Origin of the sequence: Vibrio sp. 10N.286.48.F5 (assembly GCF_041469785.1) — a bacterium.
In the GTDB taxonomy this organism is placed as follows: Bacteria; Pseudomonadota; Gammaproteobacteria; order Enterobacterales; family Vibrionaceae; genus Vibrio; species Vibrio crassostreae_C.
The window spans coordinates 162,374-180,732 of record NZ_JBFRLG010000003.1; the positions used below are offsets into that span (position 1 = coordinate 162,374).

General features: G+C 44.8%; 12 protein-coding genes and 1 pseudogene. 11 read left to right on the forward strand and 2 right to left on the reverse strand.

All coding sequences use genetic code 11. The annotated features are described in order from the left end of the window. Positions 1-87: 87 nt before the first annotated feature. The 4 genes from pflB (at position 88) to AB4185_RS02270 (ending at position 5,192) form a co-directional block, all read left to right on the forward strand. The gene (pflB, locus tag AB4185_RS02255; protein ID WP_017066931.1) at positions 88-2,364 is read left to right on the forward strand and encodes a formate C-acetyltransferase; all 2,277 of its coding nucleotides are present in this window, start codon (positions 88-90) and stop codon (positions 2,362-2,364) included. Positions 2,365-2,564: 200 nt separating this feature from the next. Beyond that, positions 2,565-3,566 (forward strand): lipid A deacylase LpxR family protein, encoded by a 1,002-nt coding sequence (locus tag AB4185_RS02260; RefSeq protein WP_017062129.1) that lies wholly within the window; start codon positions 2,565-2,567, stop codon positions 3,564-3,566. A 164-nt stretch (positions 3,567-3,730) separates the two neighbouring features. Continuing rightward, on the forward strand, positions 3,731-4,471 hold the full coding sequence (gene pflA, locus AB4185_RS02265) for a pyruvate formate lyase 1-activating protein (protein ID WP_010437353.1): 741 nt from the start codon (positions 3,731-3,733) through the stop codon (positions 4,469-4,471). A gap of 220 nt (positions 4,472-4,691) precedes the next feature. Then, on the forward strand, positions 4,692-5,192 hold the full coding sequence (locus AB4185_RS02270) for a YfbU family protein (protein ID WP_017070032.1): 501 nt from the start codon (positions 4,692-4,694) through the stop codon (positions 5,190-5,192). A gap of 108 nt (positions 5,193-5,300) precedes the next feature. Here the strand turns inward: AB4185_RS02270 and AB4185_RS02275 are convergent. Then, positions 5,301-5,441: pseudogene (locus tag AB4185_RS02275) on the reverse strand (MipA/OmpV family protein); the annotation flags it as partial. 379 nt (positions 5,442-5,820) lie between these two features. Here AB4185_RS02275 and AB4185_RS02280 point away from each other — a divergent pair. The 3 genes from AB4185_RS02280 (at position 5,821) to AB4185_RS02290 (ending at position 10,728) form a co-directional block, all read left to right on the forward strand. Then, complete coding sequence (locus AB4185_RS02280) at positions 5,821-7,755, forward strand: PrkA family serine protein kinase (protein ID WP_017062132.1); 1,935 nt, start codon at positions 5,821-5,823, stop codon at positions 7,753-7,755. Between the two features lie 127 nt (positions 7,756-7,882). Continuing rightward, a complete protein-coding gene (locus AB4185_RS02285; protein WP_017062133.1) occupies positions 7,883-9,154 on the forward strand; it encodes a YeaH/YhbH family protein in 1,272 nt (423 codons plus the stop codon). 11 nt (positions 9,155-9,165) lie between these two features. Continuing rightward, positions 9,166-10,728, forward strand: coding sequence for a SpoVR family protein (locus tag AB4185_RS02290; protein ID WP_372134777.1), 1,563 nt, complete (start codon positions 9,166-9,168; stop codon positions 10,726-10,728). A 144-nt stretch (positions 10,729-10,872) separates the two neighbouring features. Here the strand turns inward: AB4185_RS02290 and sohB are convergent, their stop codons facing one another. Then, complete coding sequence (gene sohB / locus AB4185_RS02295) at positions 10,873-11,940, reverse strand: protease SohB (RefSeq protein ID WP_065583981.1); 1,068 nt, start codon at positions 11,938-11,940, stop codon at positions 10,873-10,875. A 137-nt stretch (positions 11,941-12,077) separates the two neighbouring features. Here sohB and AB4185_RS02300 point away from each other — a divergent pair, with 137 nt between their 5' ends. From AB4185_RS02300 to AB4185_RS02315, 4 genes are all read left to right on the forward strand, one after another. Then, positions 12,078-12,818, forward strand: a complete 741-nt coding sequence (locus AB4185_RS02300) for a YciK family oxidoreductase (protein WP_017062135.1) — start codon at positions 12,078-12,080, stop codon at positions 12,816-12,818. 151 nt (positions 12,819-12,969) lie between these two features. Beyond that, on the forward strand, positions 12,970-13,677 hold the full coding sequence (imuA, locus tag AB4185_RS02305; protein WP_017063488.1) for a translesion DNA synthesis-associated protein ImuA: 708 nt from the start codon (positions 12,970-12,972) through the stop codon (positions 13,675-13,677). A gap of 3 nt (positions 13,678-13,680) precedes the next feature. Beyond that, entirely contained in the window at positions 13,681-15,150 is a 1,470-nt protein-coding gene (locus AB4185_RS02310) for a DNA polymerase Y family protein (protein WP_372116411.1), read from the forward strand. Positions 15,151-15,246: 96 nt separating this feature from the next. Next, a complete protein-coding gene (locus AB4185_RS02315; protein WP_372134780.1) occupies positions 15,247-18,339 on the forward strand; it encodes an error-prone DNA polymerase in 3,093 nt (1,030 codons plus the stop codon). Positions 18,340-18,359: the final 20 nt, after the last annotated feature.

The window sequence follows — 18,359 nt, forward strand, 5'->3', positions numbered from 1 at the left end:
ATTAATAAGAGTGTACTACCCTTACGAGGGGCGCTGGCTCAACAGTGTTAATGTACGTATTTTTTCTACTAAAAAGGTAGGTATGTCATGGCAGAGCAATTTGCTAAAGCTTGGGAAGATTTTGCTGCAGGTGAGTGGCAAAGCGAAGTAAACGTTCGTGATTTCATTCAAAAGAACTACACGCCGTATGAAGGCGACGAGTCTTTCCTAGTTTCTGAGGGTACTGAAGCAACTAACAAGCTTTGGTCTTCGGTAATGGAAGGTATCAAACAGGAAAACGCAACTAAAGCACCTGTAGATTTCGATACTTCTGTTATCTCTACCATTACTGCTCACGATGCAGGTTACATTGAGAAAGATCTTGAGACTATCGTTGGTCTACAAACTGAGAAGCCACTAAAACGTGCAATCATCCCTAACGGTGGTGTGCGTATGGTTGAAGGTTCTTGTAAAGCATACGGTGAAACTCTTGACCCAATGGTTTCAAAAATCTACTCAGAATACCGCAAAACACACAATGCTGGCGTTTTCGATATCTACACTCCTGATATCCTAAAATGTCGTAAGTCTGGTGTTCTGACTGGTCTTCCTGATGCTTACGGCCGTGGTCGTATCATTGGTGACTACCGTCGTGTTGCACTTTACGGTATTGATTTCCTAATGAAAGACAAGCAAGCTCAATTTGCTTCTCTTCAAGAGCAATTCGAAAACGGTGAAAACCTAGCAGAAACAATGCAACTGCGTGAAGAGATCTCTGAGCAACATCGTGCTCTAGGTCAAATCAAGCAAATGGCTGAGAAATACGGTTTCGATATCTCTGAGCCAGCTCAAACAGCTCAAGAAGCTATCCAGTGGACTTACTTCGGCTACCTAGCTGCTGTTAAATCTCAAAACGGTGCTGCAATGTCTCTAGGTCGTACTTCGACTTTCCTAGACATCTACATCGAGCGTGATATCGCTGCTGGCAAGATCACTGAAGAACAAGCACAAGAAATGATCGACCACTTCGTAATGAAACTGCGTATGGTTCGTTTCCTACGTACTCCTGAGTACGATGAGCTGTTCTCTGGCGACCCAATCTGGGCAACAGAGTCTATGGGTGGTATGGGTATCGACGGTCGTACGCTAGTAACGCGTTCGAACTTCCGTTTCCTAAACTCTCTATACACTATGGGTCCTTCTCCAGAGCCAAACATCACTGTTCTTTGGTCTGAGCAACTACCTGACGGCTTCAAGCGTTTCTGTGCGAAGGTATCTATCGATACTTCTTCTATCCAGTACGAAAATGATGACCTAATGCGTCCTGACCTAGAGTCTGATGATTACGCTATCGCTTGTTGTGTATCTCCAATGATCGTTGGTAAGCAAATGCAGTTCTTCGGTGCTCGTGCTAACCTTGCGAAAACAATGCTTTACGCAATCAACGGCGGTGTGGACGAGAAACTTAAGATGCAAGTTGGTCCTGTTTCAGACAAGATCACTGACGAAGTTCTTAACTACGATGACGTAATGGGTCGCCTAGACACATTCATGGACTGGTTAGCTAAGCAATACGTGACTGCACTAAACAGCATTCACTACATGCACGACAAGTACAGCTACGAAGCGTCTCTAATGGCTCTTCATGACCGTGACGTTCGTCGTACAATGGCTTGTGGTATTGCTGGTCTATCTGTTGCAGCTGACTCACTGTCTGCAATCAAGTTCGCGACTGTTAAACCAATCCGCGACGAAGATGGCATTGCAACTGACTTCGAAATTGAAGGCGATTACCCTAAATACGGTAATAACGACTCTCGTGTAGATGATATTGCTTGTGAACTAGTTTCTACGTTCATGAACAAGATCCGTAAGCTTAAGACTTACCGTAACTCTATCCCTACACAGTCAGTTCTTACTATCACGTCTAACGTGGTTTACGGTAAGAAAACAGGTAACACTCCAGACGGTCGTCGTGCTGGCGCTCCTTTCGCTCCTGGTGCAAACCCAATGCACGGTCGTGATGAGAAAGGCGCTGTAGCTTCACTAACGTCTGTAGGTAAACTACCGTTTGCTGACGCACAAGATGGTATCTCTTACACGTTCTCTATCGTGCCAAACGCACTAGGTAAAGAACAAGACAGCCAACGTGCTAACCTTGCAGGCCTAATGGATGGTTACTTCCACCACGAAGCTGGCATTGAAGGTGGTCAACACCTTAACGTTAACGTTCTTAACCGCGAAACTCTTGAAGACGCAGTTAAGCACCCTGAGAAATACCCTCAGCTAACAATCCGTGTATCTGGTTACGCTGTTCGCTTTAACTCTCTAACTGCAGAGCAACAAGCTGACGTAATCGCACGTACATTTACTGAATCTCTATAAGCTCACGCTCAATAGACAGTAAATAATATTAGCCTCGCCAATGTGCGGGGCTTTTTTATATCTGAAATAAATCGCACTACACTCACCTATCCCGCGAAATGTTAGGTTGAGCAAAAAAGCACCCTGCCATTCACTTTTTTTCCACAAATTCTGTCAAATTACGGTAATATCGCGGTTCATAATTTAAGAGTAACTGCTCCATGAAATACCTGCGTTGTTTACCCCTGATTCTTCTCTCTTTCTCATCTTTAGCCTCTGAGCGTTCTACGTTAACTTTTGCTTTAGATAATGATGGTATTTTTGGTGTCGACCAAGACTATACCAACGGCTTATTTCTGGGTTACACATCATCAAGTATTACGCCATATAACTGGGTAAAACCATTGAGTCTTTCCTACTGGGGCGCAAGCTCTCTAGACAAGTGGGAAATCACCATTGGCCACAAGATGTATACGCCTTCTGACATTGAGTTAGAAACGCCATCGCCTAATGATCGCCCATACGCAGGTTACCTTCACACTGAATTCAATTACATCAGCTTAAACCCACAGCAAGCCCAGCGTTTTAATATCACGTTTGGTACTACGGGCGAACGTGCACTGTCTGAAGATGCTCAAAAGCTGGTTCACTCAATCACTAAGTCGGATGAGCCGATGGGTTGGGAATACCAAGTCGATGATGAATGGGCGGGAAGCGTTGGTTACCTAAGCCATTTCAACCTAATGCGTAATCAAGCTCTTGCGAATACTGACTACGAAATCTCTAACGTTTCTGAAATCAACGTCGGTAACTTTAGAAGTGACATTTCAACGGGCTTCATGTTTCGTTGGGGTACAGACTTAGGCGGTAACTTTGGTGCAGCTAACATCACCACAGAAAACCCATTCAAACCGGGCATGATCGGCGCATCAAACGCTGGTTGGTTTACCTATGCAGGCCTCGAAGGTCGCTACCGATTCAACGACCTGACTATCGAAGGCGATCGCTCAGGTGTTGATGAGTACGCTAATAAAAACAACGAAGATCCAGCGATCTACGATGTGACTTTAGAGAACATTCAAGCAACTGCTGTATTGGGTGTCGCTTGGTATAACCGATACGTTGGTGCCTCTTTCGCGCTAACCGCAAAAACACCGGATTACGAAGAAGCGAAAGAGTCAGTGTACACCACTGGCGGTATCACAATGTTTGCTTTCTTCTAGCCACCAGTAAGGGCTTTCGTCCTTTACTTTTCAAGTTTAATAAAGGCAATCATCTTCACAGGTGGTTGCCTTTATTTTTAAAGGTCTCGTTACCATTTGACCCTATTTTATGTACCGTTTTTGTAATAAAATAAACGGTATAAATTCCTCTACGAGAATAGCTCATGTCTACAACTGGTCGCATTCACTCATTCGAATCTTGTGGTACTGTCGATGGCCCTGGTATCCGCTTTATTGTGTTTCTTCAAGGCTGCTTAATGCGTTGTATGTACTGTCATAACCGTGATACATGGGATCTTCATGACGGAAAGGAAGTAACGGTCGAAGAGATCATCAACGAAGCAAAATCATACCGTCATTTCATGAAAGCATCGGGCGGTGGTATCACCTGTTCTGGTGGTGAAGCGATGCTACAACCTGAGTTTGTTCGTGACTTTTTCCGCGCAGCTCAAGCTGAAGGCATCCACACTTGTCTTGATACTAATGGCTACATTCGTAAGCACACTGAAGTGGTTGATGAAGTCCTAGAAGCCTCTGATCTAGTTATGTTGGATCTTAAGCACATGCGAGATGAGATTCACCACGATTTCATTGGTGTATCAAACAGACGTACTCTGGATTTCGCACGCTACTTACACAAAATCGGTAAGAAGACGTGGATTCGTTATGTGATTGTCCCTGGCTACACGGACACACCTGAAGATGCTCATCTGCTAGGCGAATTCATCAAAGACATGGATAACATCGAGAAAGTAGAACTGCTTCCATACCATAAGCTGGGTGCACATAAGTGGGAAGCACTTGGTTTTGACTACCCTCTTGAAGGTACAAACCCGCCAAGCAAAGAGAAAATGGACGAGATTGTTGCTGTTCTTAGCCAGTACCATTCAAACGTAAAATACTAATCTAGACTGACGTTCATAGTGATTTCAAGCGCCTCAATTTCGATTGGGGCGTTTTCTTTTCGAGCCAAACAATCCTTTCACTTTTCTTTACAACTTTTGTTTATCAATTCAAAAAATCATATTAAATCCGTGTTGAGATCATGTTTCCACTCGTAGGAATGCTGTTACTCTTACTGCAACAAAAGAATACAACATTTAGTTTTTTAGTGAGGCTCCTCCCATGGAAATGACCAATGCTCAGCGTCTAATTCTATCAAATCAATACTACCTAATGTCTCAAATGAACCCTGAGAACTCGGCGAAATACCAGCGTCTACAAACGATTGTAGAACGTGGTTACGAACTCCAAATGCGTGAACTTAACAAAGAGTTTGGTTGTTTGACTGAAGCAGAATGTCGCGAAATTATCGACATCATGGAGATGTACCATGCAATGCAAGAGTCGAACAAAATGCTTGCAGAACAAGAGCGTGCTGAAGTAGACCAACGTCGCCTGCAGTTCTTAGGTTTTGATATCGCTTCTGAAGCGCAGATCGTACACTACGTGCGTTTCCTTGTTGATTCTGAAGGTCTTTACCCTCAATTCGACAAAGCCGATCACCACTTCAATAGCCAGATGCCAATGCTAGAGAAGTACCGTCGCATGCTAACAACATGGCGCAACTGCCCTCGTCAGTACCACCTATGTGCGACAGAGCTATCTCAAATCTTTAGCGCTTAATTCGTTAATAGATCAGCGATAACTTTTAAAAAGTTTCAAGAAAAAGGGTTACTCATCATGAGTAACCCTTTTTTTAATGTTCGCACACAAAGAGAAAAACCAAAGCAACTAGAAAACGTAAGCAACACCAACGTTCGCGGCCATGTTGATACCACTTTCAAGTATTGGGCTATTCTCTATATCACCTTCAAGGTTGGTATAACGAACGCCACCAGTTACTCGAACATTTGGCGTAACATGCAGATAGCCACTATTTTGAACCCATTATTCTTCACTACATCTACCTATTTATTGAGCAATTTTTGATAACTTAGCGCATTATATGGTACTCCATTCCAAAAATCAATAGAGCCCAGTTATACATCTAATGCACATAAATCCATTGTGAGTATTGTTAAGCGACCTAAAATCTCAAAACAAACGGCCAGATCCCCTCGAATGTAAAATAATTTGATTCTACGCGCCTCAAGTTGCCTATTGCGCTCGCCACGTTTTTCACACGCAAAATTGTAAATAAATACATAATTGTTAAGCAAAATTGTGGAAGCGGGTCTAACCTTAAAATGTAGGGAGAGCCTATTTTTCAATCGCTCGTCAGTTTTGACTGGTTAACAAGGGGAATGTGACTATGAGTATCTTTGACCACTATCAATCACGTTATGAAGCAGCCAAGGAAGAAGAGCTGACATTGCAGGAGTTCTTAGGGCTGTGTAAAGACGATAAAAGTGCTTACGCTAATGCTGCCGAGCGCTTATTACTAGCCATTGGCGAACCAGAGGTTATTGACACTGCTCAAGACCCTCAACTGAGTCGTATTTTCTCGAACCGTGTCATCTCACGCTACAGCGAATTTAAAGATTTCTACGGTATGGAAGATGCGATTGAACAGATTGTTTCTTACTTAAAACATGCTGCGCAAGGTTTAGAAGAACGTAAACAAATCCTTTACCTACTTGGCCCTGTGGGCGGTGGTAAATCTTCTCTCGCTGAAAAACTCAAAGCCCTGATGCAGAAACTACCAATCTATGTATTGTCTGCTGACGGTGAACGAAGCCCAGTAAACGATCACCCATTCTGTCTATTCGACGTTAACGAAGACGGCGACTTATTGAAGAATGAATATGGCATTGAGAAACGCTATCTTCGCTCAATTATGTCTCCGTGGGCAGCGAAACGTCTGCACGATTTTGGCGGTGATATTTCCAAATTCAAAGTCATCAAACTGCGCCCTTCTATTCTCGATCAAGTTGCGATCGCGAAAACGGAGCCAGGTGATGAAAACAACCAAGATATCTCGTCTCTGGTTGGTAAAGTTGATATTCGTAAACTTGAACACTTCTCTCAAGATGATCCTGATGCCTACAGCTACTCTGGTGCGCTTTGTAAAGCCAACCAAGGTGTGATGGAATTCGTGGAGATGTTCAAAGCGCCAATCAAAGTATTACACCCTCTACTTACGGCAACACAAGAAGGTAACTTCAACGGTACCGAAGGGCTTTCTGCACTGCCATTTGACGGTATGATTCTCGCTCACTCGAACGAATCTGAGTGGCAGACCTTCCGTAACAACAAAAACAACGAAGCATTCCTCGACCGTGTGTACATTGTAAAAGTCCCTTACTGTCTGCGTGTGTCTGAAGAAGTTAAGATCTACAAGAAACTGCTTGAGCACAGTGAGCTATCCCAAGCGCCTTGCTCACCAAGCACACTCGATCTGCTATCGCAATTCAGCATTCTTTCGAGACTAAAAGAGCCTGAAAACTCATCTCTATTCTCTAAGATGCGTGTTTACGATGGTGAGACTCTAAAAGACACCGATCCAAAAGCGAAGAGCTACCAAGAGTACCGAGATTATGCTGGCGTTGACGAAGGCATGTCTGGGCTATCAACGCGTTTCGCCTTTAAGATCCTGTCTCGTGTGTTTAACTTCGACCAAGCCGAAGTGGCCGCGAACCCAGTGCACCTGTTCTACGTTATTGAGCAGCAAATCGAACGGGAGCAGTTCCCTCAAGAGACCGCCGAGAAGTACCTAGAGTTCTTGAAAGGATACCTAGTGCCACGCTACGTAGAGTTCATCGGTAAAGAAATTCAAACCGCTTATCTAGAGTCTTACTCTGAGTACGGTCAGAATATCTTCGACCGCTATGTCACCTACGCAGATTTCTGGATTCAAGACCAAGAGTACCGCGACCCAGAAACAGGCCAACTATTTGACCGTGCTTCTCTGAATGGCGAACTAGAGAAAATCGAGAAGACAGCCGGTATCAGTAACCCTAAAGACTTCCGAAATGAGATTGTGAACTTTGTGCTTCGTGCCAAAGCCAACAATAACGGTCAAAACCCAGTGTGGACGAGCTACGAGAAACTGCGCACTGTGATTGAGAAGAAAATGTTCTCTAACACAGAAGAGCTACTTCCTGTTATTTCGTTCAATGCTAAGACCTCAACGGATGATCAGAAAAAACATGACGACTTCGTTGCTCGTATGATGGAAAAAGGCTACACCGAGAAGCAAGTGAGACTGCTATCTGAGTGGTACCTAAGAGTTCGTAAATCCTCATAACTAAACGGTATTGAGCTGCTCAACTGAGCAGCTCGTATAAACCAATAACTTTTATACCTTAGTAAATCAATAACTCTTATACCCGAATAAAAAGTAGGATCGCGACATCAGCTGAGAGGGAGTTCTTATGGCACAATTTATCGATCGGAGGCTCAATGGCAAAAATAAGAGTGCTGTGAATAGACAGCGTTTCTTACGACGCCATAAAGAGCAAATCAAAGAATCTGTGGCCGATGCAGTTAACCGACGCTCAATCACCAATACAGAAACAGGTGAAGACGTCACTATTCCCCATAAAGACATCAAAGAGCCGAACTTTCACCAAGGTCAAGGCGGCGTAAGAGAGCGCGTTCACCCAGGTAATGATCAGTTCATCACTGGCGATAAAATCGAACGCCCTAAAGGTGGTGGTCAAGGTGGTGGCTCAGGCCAAGGCGACGCAAGCCCTGACGGCGAAGGCCAAGATGAATTTACCTTCCAAATTTCAAAAGATGAGTATCTTGATATTCTCTTTGAAGATTTAGCTCTACCTAATCTAGAGAAAAATCAGGTCAACAAAATCACCGAATGGAAAACTCACCGCTCTGGTTACCAAAGCGCGGGGATTCCATCCAACATCGCTATCGTTCGTTCACTACAGCAATCTCTGGCTCGTAGAACCGCGATGACAGCAGGTAAAAAGCGCGAGCTTAACCTACTGATGGAACAGCTTGACCAAGTTAAAATGACGGAGCCGGCACAACCTTTTGAGGAAGGTCGCCTCAAAGAAGAGATTGCCGAGTTACGTAAAAAGATTGAAAGCGTGCCGTTCATTGACACCTTCGACTTACGTTTTAAAAACTACGAGAAGCGCCCTATTCCATCTAGCCAAGCCGTGATGTTCTGTCTAATGGATGTATCGGGCTCTATGGATCAGGCCACAAAAGATATTGCGAAGCGCTTTTATGTTCTTCTGTATCTGTTCTTAAATCGCACCTACGAAAACGTCGATGTTGTGTTTATTCGTCACCATACTCAGGCTAAAGAGGTCGACGAACATGAGTTTTTCTACTCACAAGAAACGGGTGGCACCATTGTTTCGAGCGCACTGAAACTGATGAAGGAAATTGTCGCAGACCGCTACCCTGCTAATGAGTGGAACATCTATGCAGCACAAGCCTCTGATGGCGATAACTGGGCTGATGACTCTCCTCGTTGTAAAGAGTTACTGGTCAATACGCTTCTGCCAACTTGCCAATATTACTCTTACATCGAAATAACACGCCGCTCTCATCAAACGCTTTGGCACGAATACGAAAAACTCGAGAGTAGCTTTGACAACTTCGCCATGAAAAACATTAAAACGGTGGATGATATTTTTCCTGTGTTTAGAGAACTGTTCCAGAAAGAGACAGCGTAAGGGAGTTTGCCATGACAGCGAAATCAAACGTTGCAGAGAAAGACAAAGCTGCAAAGAAGAAAAACGACAAGATGCTGCCTGATGGTCCAGATTGGACATTCAACCTCTTGGAGAAATACCACGTAGAAATTAAGCGTGTGGCGCAGCATTACCGTTTAGACACTTACCCAAACCAGATTGAAGTGATTACTTCAGAACAGATGATGGATGCCTACTCGAGCATTGGTATGCCGATAAATTACAACCACTGGTCTTTTGGTAAGAAATTCATTCAAACCGAGCAAAACTACAAGCATGGCCAAATGGGCTTGGCATACGAAATCGTAATCAACTCCGATCCGTGTATCGCTTACCTGATGGAAGAGAACACGGTCACAATGCAGGCGCTGGTAATGGCTCACGCTTGTTATGGCCACAACTCTTTCTTTAAAGGCAACTACCTGTTCCAAACATGGACCGATGCCAGTTCCATCATCGATTACTTGTTGTTTGCTAAGAAGTACATCAGTGGTTGTGAAGAGAAATATGGTGTTGCTGAAGTCGAGCAGCTCCTTGATTCTTGTCACGCACTGATGAATTACGGCGTAGACCGATACAAACGCCCTGAGAAGATTTCCATTGCAGAAGAGACAGCAAGACAAGAAGAACGCGAAGCTTATCTGCAATCTCAAGTGAATGAGCTATGGCGAACCGTTCCTCAAAATAAAAGTAAGGAAGAAGAGACCAAGATCCGCTTTCCTAGCGAGCCTCAAGAAAACATTCTCTACTTTATCGAGAAGAACGCACCACTGCTTGAACCTTGGCAACGAGAGTGTGTTCGCATCGTTCGCAAAGTGAGCCAATACTTCTACCCTCAAAAACAAACTCAAGTGATGAACGAAGGCTGGGCAACCTTCTGGCATTACACCATTCTTAACCACCTTTACGACGAAGGCTTGGTGAGTGATAAGTTCATCTTAGAATTCCTACACAGCCATACCAGTGTCGTCGCACAACCTGCCTACAACAGTCCTTATTTCAGCGGTATAAACCCTTATGCGCTTGGCTTTGCGATGTTTAGAGACATCCGACGCATCTGTGAAGAGCCAACCGATGAAGATAGAGAGTGGTTCCCTGAGTTAGCCGGAAGTGATTGGTTAGAAGCGGTGCACTTTGCGATGCACAACTTCAAAGATGAAAGTTTCATCAGCCAATACCTTTCTCCAAAAATCATTCGAGACTTTAAGCTGTTCTCTGTACTCGACGACGACCGTAAAAATACCATTGAGGTGAGTGCTATTCATAATGATCCGGGCTATCGCCTGATTCGTGAGAAGCTTGCGGCGCAATACAACCTAAGTAACCTTGAACCAAACATTCAGGTGTTTAATGTCGATGTTCGTGGTGACCGCTCAATGACACTGCAATATGTGCCTCACGACCGCATCCCGCTTGATAAAGGCTACGACGAAGTGATGAAGCATCTCTATCGCTTGTGGGGCTTTGATGTGATTTTGGAAGAGCTCAAAGACACGGGTCATCGAGAAATCCTGACGACTTGTCCGAAACGCAATGACTATGGAGCCAAGATTTAATACCCATCATAGTAAGTAGATTATGGGTATAAAACTCCGCTCCCCCTACAACATAGTGGTCACCCGCTCGGAAGTGGAGCAATAAAAAAGCGCATAAGTCTGATGACTTATGCGCTTTCTTTTTAAGGCTCGAACTAAATAAGCTTAAACAATCGGCTTTTGACCGCGTTCAATCAGCTTCATCAGCACGCTGTCTGCAGATTTACCTGCCACGCCAGCTAGCTTGTCTGACAGCTTTTTCTTCTGTACATAGTGAATCGCTAGAACCGTCTTGTCTTTGCATGCTTCAACAACTAAGTCATCAGAAGTACGGATCTCATCCACCAGCCCAAGTTCATGTGCTTGTGTACCAAACCAGTGCTCACCCGTTGCAACCTTATCAAGGTCTAGCGCTGGACGATGGTCACGAATGAAGTCTTTGAATAAGCCGTGTGTCTCTTCTAGCTCTTCTTTGAACTTCTCACGTGCTTTATCGCTGTTCTCACCAAACATAGTCAGTGTGCGCTTGTACTCACCCGCAGTTAGCTGTTCAAACTCAATGTCGTGCTTTTTAAGCAGTTTATTGAAGTTTGGTAGTTGAGCAATCACGCCAATAGAACCAACGATAGCAAAAGGTGCTGATACGATTTTGTCTGCGATACATGCCATCATGTAACCACCGCTTGCTGCTACTTTGTCTACCGAGATAATCAAAGGCAGGCCAGCCGCTTTGATACGATCAAGTTGAGAAGACGCCAGACCATAGCCATGAACCATGCCACCGCCAGATTCAAGTTTCAGCAATACTTCATCACCTTCACGAGCCACAGCCAGAACCGCCGTTACCTCTTCACGTAATGAAGCCACTTCTTTCGCATCAATGCTGCCGTTAAAATCAAGAACGAATAGATGTGGTTCACGCTTGCTATCAAGCTCACCCTCTTTCGCTGCTTTCTTCACTTCTTTACCGCGTGATTTTACTTTCTCTTTTTCCGCTTTCTTTTCTGCTTTATCACGGGCTTTGATGAAAGCATCATCGTGTAGATGGTGCTCTAATTGTTCAATCGTCTGTTTATGGTGTTCAGATAGGTTCGTGATTTCCAGCTCACCTTTAATCGCGCTTGATTTTCCACCCACAGATTTAGCAATGACTAAAATTGCAATGATGGCGATTACAACGGTCGCAATCTTGGCTAAAAACAAGCCGTAGTCCAACAAAAATTCCAATGTCATATCCCCTATTGTATGAATTAGTGTATTGTAACCATCTTGTCACGATTACCAAGAATTTCTCATCATTCCTGCGGTTATCTGTGTGATTAAACATCAATGGAATGACGAACATAATAAAAGAAAGAAGGATAAGCACAGTGGATTACCCAATCTCTACAGATGCCCTCAAAGATAAAGTAATTTTGGTTACAGGTGCCGGTGCTGGCATTGGTCGCCAAGCTGCACTAAGCTTCGCTCAACATGGCGCAACTGTCATTCTGTTAGGCCGCAATGTTAAAAACCTAGAATTCATTTACGATGAAATCGAAAGCGCTGGTTACCCGCAGCCTGCAATTATCCCATTGGATTTAAAAGGTGCGACAAAGCAGAACTACGTTGATATGGCTGAAACCATTCAATCACAGTTCGGTCGTTTAGACGGCCTACTTCATAATGCTGGCGTTCTTGGCACTCTGAGCCCGTTTGAGCAGATTGATGAAGAAACCTTTGATGATGTTATGCAGATCAATGTGAAGTCTGAGTTCTTGATGACTCAAGCTCTGCTACCTGCACTTAAAAAAGCAGAAGCAGGTCGTATCGTATTCACCTCTTCTACCGTTGGTCACTCTGGCCGTGCATTCTGGGGCACTTACGCGATTTCTAAGTTTGCTACCGAAGGGATGATGCAGATCTTAGCGGATGAGCTTGAAGACACAAACATCCGTGTTAATGCGATCAACCCAGGCGGTACTCAAACACGTATGCGTGCAAAAGCGTACCCAGGTGAAGATGCGAACAAGCTGAAAACGCCACTCGACATCATCCCACTGTACCTACACTTAATGAACCCAAGTGTGACAGACATTAATGGCCAATGTATCGATGCTCAACCTAAGTAACTGATATCATTGACCAATAGTAAAAAGTCGCTTCCATAGCGGCTTTTTTTGTATCTAAATCAATCAACTATTACTGCCGCTAATTTTCATCATTTCTCTTTGCATCTTTTTCATTGTTAAATATACTGTATAAATATACAGGTATTTAATTATGCATGAACTAATAAAAAACTTACAAGACCGCCAGCTAATCTGGAAAGGGTTACAATCAACAACGCAAGGAAGCACCACTTCAACAGGCTATCCTCAACTGGATAAACAGCTTGATGGCGGCTTCCCGACGCACGGCGTTATTGAAGTTGAATCACAACAAGGGATCGGCGAGCTTCGCCTACTGACGCCCTATTTATCTCAACAAAACTCGCAAAAACTGGCCATATTCATTAACCCGCCAGGGAAGATCTGTGCTGAGTTTTTTAACAGCCAAGGCATTGAATTAGAAAACATTCTCGTTATCCAGCCTCAACGCGATCTCGATGCGTTGTGGGCAGCTGAGCAGTGCCTCAAAAGCGGCGCTTGTCACTCTGTATTGCTATGGGGAGCCGATCTAGAAATACACCAAACAAAGCGCCTACAAGCAGCCAGTGAAACCGGTAAGTGCCTGCAGTTTCACTTTAAAGCCACCAGCCATAATCAATTATCCCTGCCCGTTTCCTTAAGCATGAAACTCTCTTCTCACGCGCAGGGATTAAAGGTTGAAGTGACTAAGAGAAAAGGCAGCTGGTCGTATGGCAGCTTTATTCTAGACATGACACACTACTGGCCGTTACTCACAGAGAAAGTCGTTTATGAAGACAATTCAGACCGCGCTTTGTCTGGTAACACTGTGCTGGCTTTTCCTATTGCGAAGCAAGGCTAACGTATGTTGTGGCTTTATCTGCACTTTCCATCTCTGCAGTTGGATACCTTGTTTAACTCTAATGAATTGGGTTCGAGCGAAGACTCACGCGAACAACCTATTATCATCGTGGATGAAAAAGATCACCATGTACTGCAAGCAAACCCAGCTGCGCTGCAATCGGGAATTTCGCTTGGTATGGGCTTAGGGTCTGCAGCAGCTTTGTGCCACAACTTACACGTCCACCCTTACAGTATTGAACTGGAGAAAAGTAAGCTTAAAGAGATCGCTCAATGGGCGTATCTGGTCACTTCCGACATGGCGTTATTGCCACCTAATGGTTTGTTGATTAAAGCCTCTAACATGCTGTCACTTTACGACGGGCTAGATAACTACTGGCATGAGCTCAAAAGCCACTTAGAAACGCTCAATATCCAGTTCAGCTTCGCTACGGGTTATTCGCCGCTTTCTGCGATCCTTTTGGGTAAGCAAGCGATCAACCAAGCAACAAACAATATTGAGCAGATGAAAACTTGGGTCAATCAACAAGCATTAATTTCCAGTGAGCTACCGACCAAGCAAGTGGAACGCCTGAACCGTGTCGGTATCAATACCGTTGAAGACTTATTAAAGCTGCCTTTGCAAGAGGTCGCACGCCGCTTTGATATCGACTTGGTGAATTATGTCGGTCGCCTTAACGGCCAGTTCAAGCACCCGATTGATTTCTATCATCCACCAGAGAATTTCCAGCAATATTTGGAGCTATTGTTTGATATTGAAAACATCCTATTTATCGAAAAGCCGTTGCTGAAATTACTGAATCAACTCGAATGTTTTTTGAAGCTACGCGATCGAGTGGCTTTCGAGTTAACTCTGACTTTACACCTAAGAGATAAAGACGATCACCCTGTCTCTTTTTATTCGGCACAAGGTGATTACCTTGCTGAAAAATGGGCGAACCTTACTCATCTCACCTTAGAGTCACTCAAGCTCACCGCACCGGTTCAAGGACTGACCCTCAGCTTGGTTCGTCATGGAGAACCCCAAATGGCCTACCATGATCTTTTTGATGGTAATACCGGAACACTTGCCGCGTTAGATTTGCTCTCACTACTGCAAGCAAAGCTTGGACAAGCCTGTATTCAAACACCAAAAATACAGCACGACCCAAGGCCAGAAAAGGCCAATCAGTATTCGCTCCCAACACTGAGTAAGTCTGTGACAAAAAGGCAAACACCCCCAGAGAGCGAGCAACAAACCATAGCTCTCAGCGTCGTTCAACAGCGGCTCAGGCCCAGTATTTTACTGCCAGAGCCCGAAGCCTTAACCGAAAGCGTCACCTTATCTCAAGGCCCTGAGCGTATCGTTTCTGGGTGGTGGGATGGCGAAAAAATTATTCGTGACTACTTCATTGCTCACAGTGAAAACGGTCGGTGGTTATGGGTCTTTAGAACGCCAGATAAGCAGTGGTTTTTGCACGGCTTATTTAGCTAACCAACAAAGAGTTGAATCGCCAGCCCGCACCATTTACTCAATTTCAACATCCCTTTTCAATCATGTTCACTCGCAATGATTAAGTGAGATTACGTTATGTCTCAGCAATATTCAGAGCTCTTCTGTCAAAGTAATTACTCCTTCCTTGAGGGAGCCTCACACGCAGAGGAGCTTGTTTTACAGGCCGATTTCTTGCGTTACAAAGCACTCGCGGTTACTGATGAGTGCTCAGTCGCGGGCATCGTTAAGGTTCACTCTGCGATCAAGCAACATAAACTGTCGCTCAAGCAAATTGTCGGGAGCATGTTTTGGCTAAATGAAGAGTGCCAAGTGGTCTTGATATGCCCAAACAGACAAGCCTACGCCGAGCTGTGCCGTATTATTACCAACGCGAGACGTCGTAGCAGCAAGGGACATTATCAGCTCTCTGAGTGGGATATCATGTCGGCTAAGCACTGCTTTATTCTTTGGCTTCCTCAACAGAAAAATGAAGACGCACACTGGGGGCAATGGCTCTCCCAGCATCATTCAGGTCGGTTGTGGATTGGCTTACAAAGACACCTAAAGCAAACCGACCAGCAGTACACAGATTACTGCGTTGAGCTGTCACAACATCACCAACTGCCGATTACAGCTTGTGGTGGTGTGTTGATGCACAATGCGAATCGCTTACCCTTGCAGCACTCACTCACTGCGATAAAGTACCAAAAGCCCATTACCGAAGTGGGCAGTCACTTACTCGCTAATGCCGAGCGCTGTTTACGGAGTATCAATAAGCTCTCTCATATCTTCAAAGCGGAATGGCTAGAAGAGAGCAACCGTATCGCTGAGCTGTGTGAATTTGATTTAAATAGCTTGCGATACGAATATCCCAGTGAGCTGATTCCTCAAGGGGAGACACCCATGAGTTATCTGCGCATGTTGGTCGAAAAAGGAAAACAGACTCGCTTCCCACAAGGTGTACCTAACGACATCCAACAAATCATAGATAAAGAATTGGGATTAATTGACGAGCTTGACTACCCTTTCTTTTTTCTCACCATTCATGACATCGTGATGTTTGCCAAAAGCCAAGGCATTCTTTACCAAGGTCGAGGTTCAGCGGCCAATTCCGTGGTCTGTTACTGCTTAGAAATCACCTCTGTCGACCCAAGACAGATCTCGGTGCTGTTTGAGCGTTTCATCAGTAAAGAGCGCGATGAGCCGCCTGATATTGATGTCGATTTTGAACACGAACGTCGTGAAGAAGTCATCCAATACATCTATAAAAAATACGGTAGAGAACGGGCTGCACTTGCTGCAACTGTCATCTCTTATCGCTTCAAAAGTGCGGTGAGAGATGTGGGGAAAGCATTAGGGCTACAAGAAACTCAGCTCGACTACTTCATCAAGAACACCAATCGCAGGGACAAAAGCCTAGGTTGGCAGGCTCAGCTCACTCAATTGGGTCTACAACCTGATTCTTTGAAGGGGCAACAGTTTATCCACTTGGTGAATGAGATCATCGGCTTTCCACGTCACCTATCTCAACACGTTGGTGGCTTTGTCATATCTTCAGGGCCTTTGTATGAACTGGTTCCCGTCGAGAATGCCGCAATGCACGATCGAACCATTATCCAATGGGATAAGGACGATCTAGAAACCTTGGGGCTGCTGAAAGTTGATGTGCTCGCGTTGGGTATGCTCTCTGCGATTCGTAAATGTTTCGACCTGATCAAACGTATTCACGGGCGATCACTGACCATTGCTGAGCTCACTCGCCTTAAGGACGATCCTCAGGTTTACGGCATGATTCAGCGAGCAGACACGGTCGGGATATTCCAAATTGAGTCTCGCGCGCAAATGAGCATGCTGCCAAGGCTTAAACCGAAAACTTATTACGACTTGGTGATTCAAATCGCTATCGTACGTCCAGGTCCTATTCAGGGCGATATGGTGCATCCATTTCTCAAGCGTCGAGATGGCATTGAGCCAATCAGTTATCCATCTAAAGATGTGGAGTCGGTACTGTCACGCACCTTAGGTGTACCTATCTTCCAAGAGCAAGTGATTAAACTCGCTATGGTGGCTGCAGGGTTCACAGGCGGAGAAGCAGATCAACTCAGACGGGCAATGGCCGCTTGGAAGAAAAATGGCAACGTCTTTAAGTTTAAAAACAAACTTATCGAGGGAATGCAAAAGCGCGACTATGAGACAGAGTTTGCTGAGCAGATCTTTAAACAGATATGCGGCTTTGGCGAGTACGGTTTTCCTGAAAGCCACTCGGCTTCGTTTGCGGTGTTAGCGTATTGCTCCGCTTGGTTGAAGTGCTACTACCCTGAATGTTTCTACGCTTCTCTGTTGAATAGCCAACCCATGGGCTTTTATAGCCCCTCACAATTGGTACAAGACGCACAACGACACAATGTGGTGATACTTCCGATATGTGTGAACGCTTCTCAAAACGACCACACGGTTGTCTCTCATCAGAATGGTCTAGCGATTCGCTTAGGGCTGCGACAAATCAAAGGATTCAGCGAGCATGGAATTCAAAGCGTGCTCGCCAATCGCCCACAATCCGGTTATCGCCACCCTAGTCAGGTCAAACAGTTATCGATGAATAAGAAAGATATCGAGCTACTGGCATCAGCCAATGCGCTACATAACGTTTCTGGTGACCGCTTCCAGACTCGCTGGGCGATCATGGACTCGGCGTCGGATTTACCTCTGTTTAGCCAAGCCTATGACGATGCTGAGGCAGGGCATGACGAACATGTACTGCACAAGCCCAACGAGATGCAAGATCTACTCGAAGACTTCACCAGTGTCGGAATTTCATTGAACAAGCACCCCATCACTTTGCTCGAAGAAGCAGGACGATTAGGTCGATTCACACACATGAAAGATTTAATACAGCAAAGACACAAATCTATGGTCACCGTTGTCGGATTAGTCACAGGTAAACAATCTCCCGGCACCGTGGCAGGTGTCACCTTTGTTACGCTGGAAGATAGCACTGGCAATATTAATGTCGTGGTATGGGGAGCAACCGCACGCGCTCAACAGCAAGCTTATCTCACAGCCAAGGCGTTAAAAGTACAAGGGATATTAGAAAAAGAAGGTGAAGTCGTGCATGTTATCGCGGGAAAACTTATCGATATTACCGATGAAATTGTTGGCTTGAAAACCAAATCTCGGGATTTTCATTAGCGAAGTACCAACTGTTCTCA

Bases quoted from the DNA above. Each gene is read 5' to 3' on its own strand.
- pflB (WP_017066931.1), top strand. From the start codon at position 88: ATGGCAGAGCAATTTGCTAAAGCTTGGGAAGATTTTGCTGCAGGTGAG.
- AB4185_RS02260 (WP_017062129.1), top strand. From the start codon at position 2,565: ATGAAATACCTGCGTTGTTTACCCCTGATTCTTCTCTCTTTCTCATCT.
- pflA (WP_010437353.1), top strand. From the start codon at position 3,731: ATGTCTACAACTGGTCGCATTCACTCATTCGAATCTTGTGGTACTGTC.
- AB4185_RS02270 (WP_017070032.1), top strand. From the start codon at position 4,692: ATGGAAATGACCAATGCTCAGCGTCTAATTCTATCAAATCAATACTAC.
- AB4185_RS02280 (WP_017062132.1), top strand. From the start codon at position 5,821: ATGAGTATCTTTGACCACTATCAATCACGTTATGAAGCAGCCAAGGAA.
- AB4185_RS02285 (WP_017062133.1), top strand. From the start codon at position 7,883: ATGGCACAATTTATCGATCGGAGGCTCAATGGCAAAAATAAGAGTGCT.
- AB4185_RS02290 (WP_372134777.1), top strand. From the start codon at position 9,166: ATGACAGCGAAATCAAACGTTGCAGAGAAAGACAAAGCTGCAAAGAAG.
- sohB (WP_065583981.1), bottom strand. From the start codon at position 11,940: ATGACATTGGAATTTTTGTTGGACTACGGCTTGTTTTTAGCCAAGATT.
- imuA (WP_017063488.1), top strand. From the start codon at position 12,970: ATGCATGAACTAATAAAAAACTTACAAGACCGCCAGCTAATCTGGAAA.
- AB4185_RS02310 (WP_372116411.1), top strand. From the start codon at position 13,681: ATGTTGTGGCTTTATCTGCACTTTCCATCTCTGCAGTTGGATACCTTG.
- AB4185_RS02315 (WP_372134780.1), top strand. From the start codon at position 15,247: ATGTCTCAGCAATATTCAGAGCTCTTCTGTCAAAGTAATTACTCCTTC.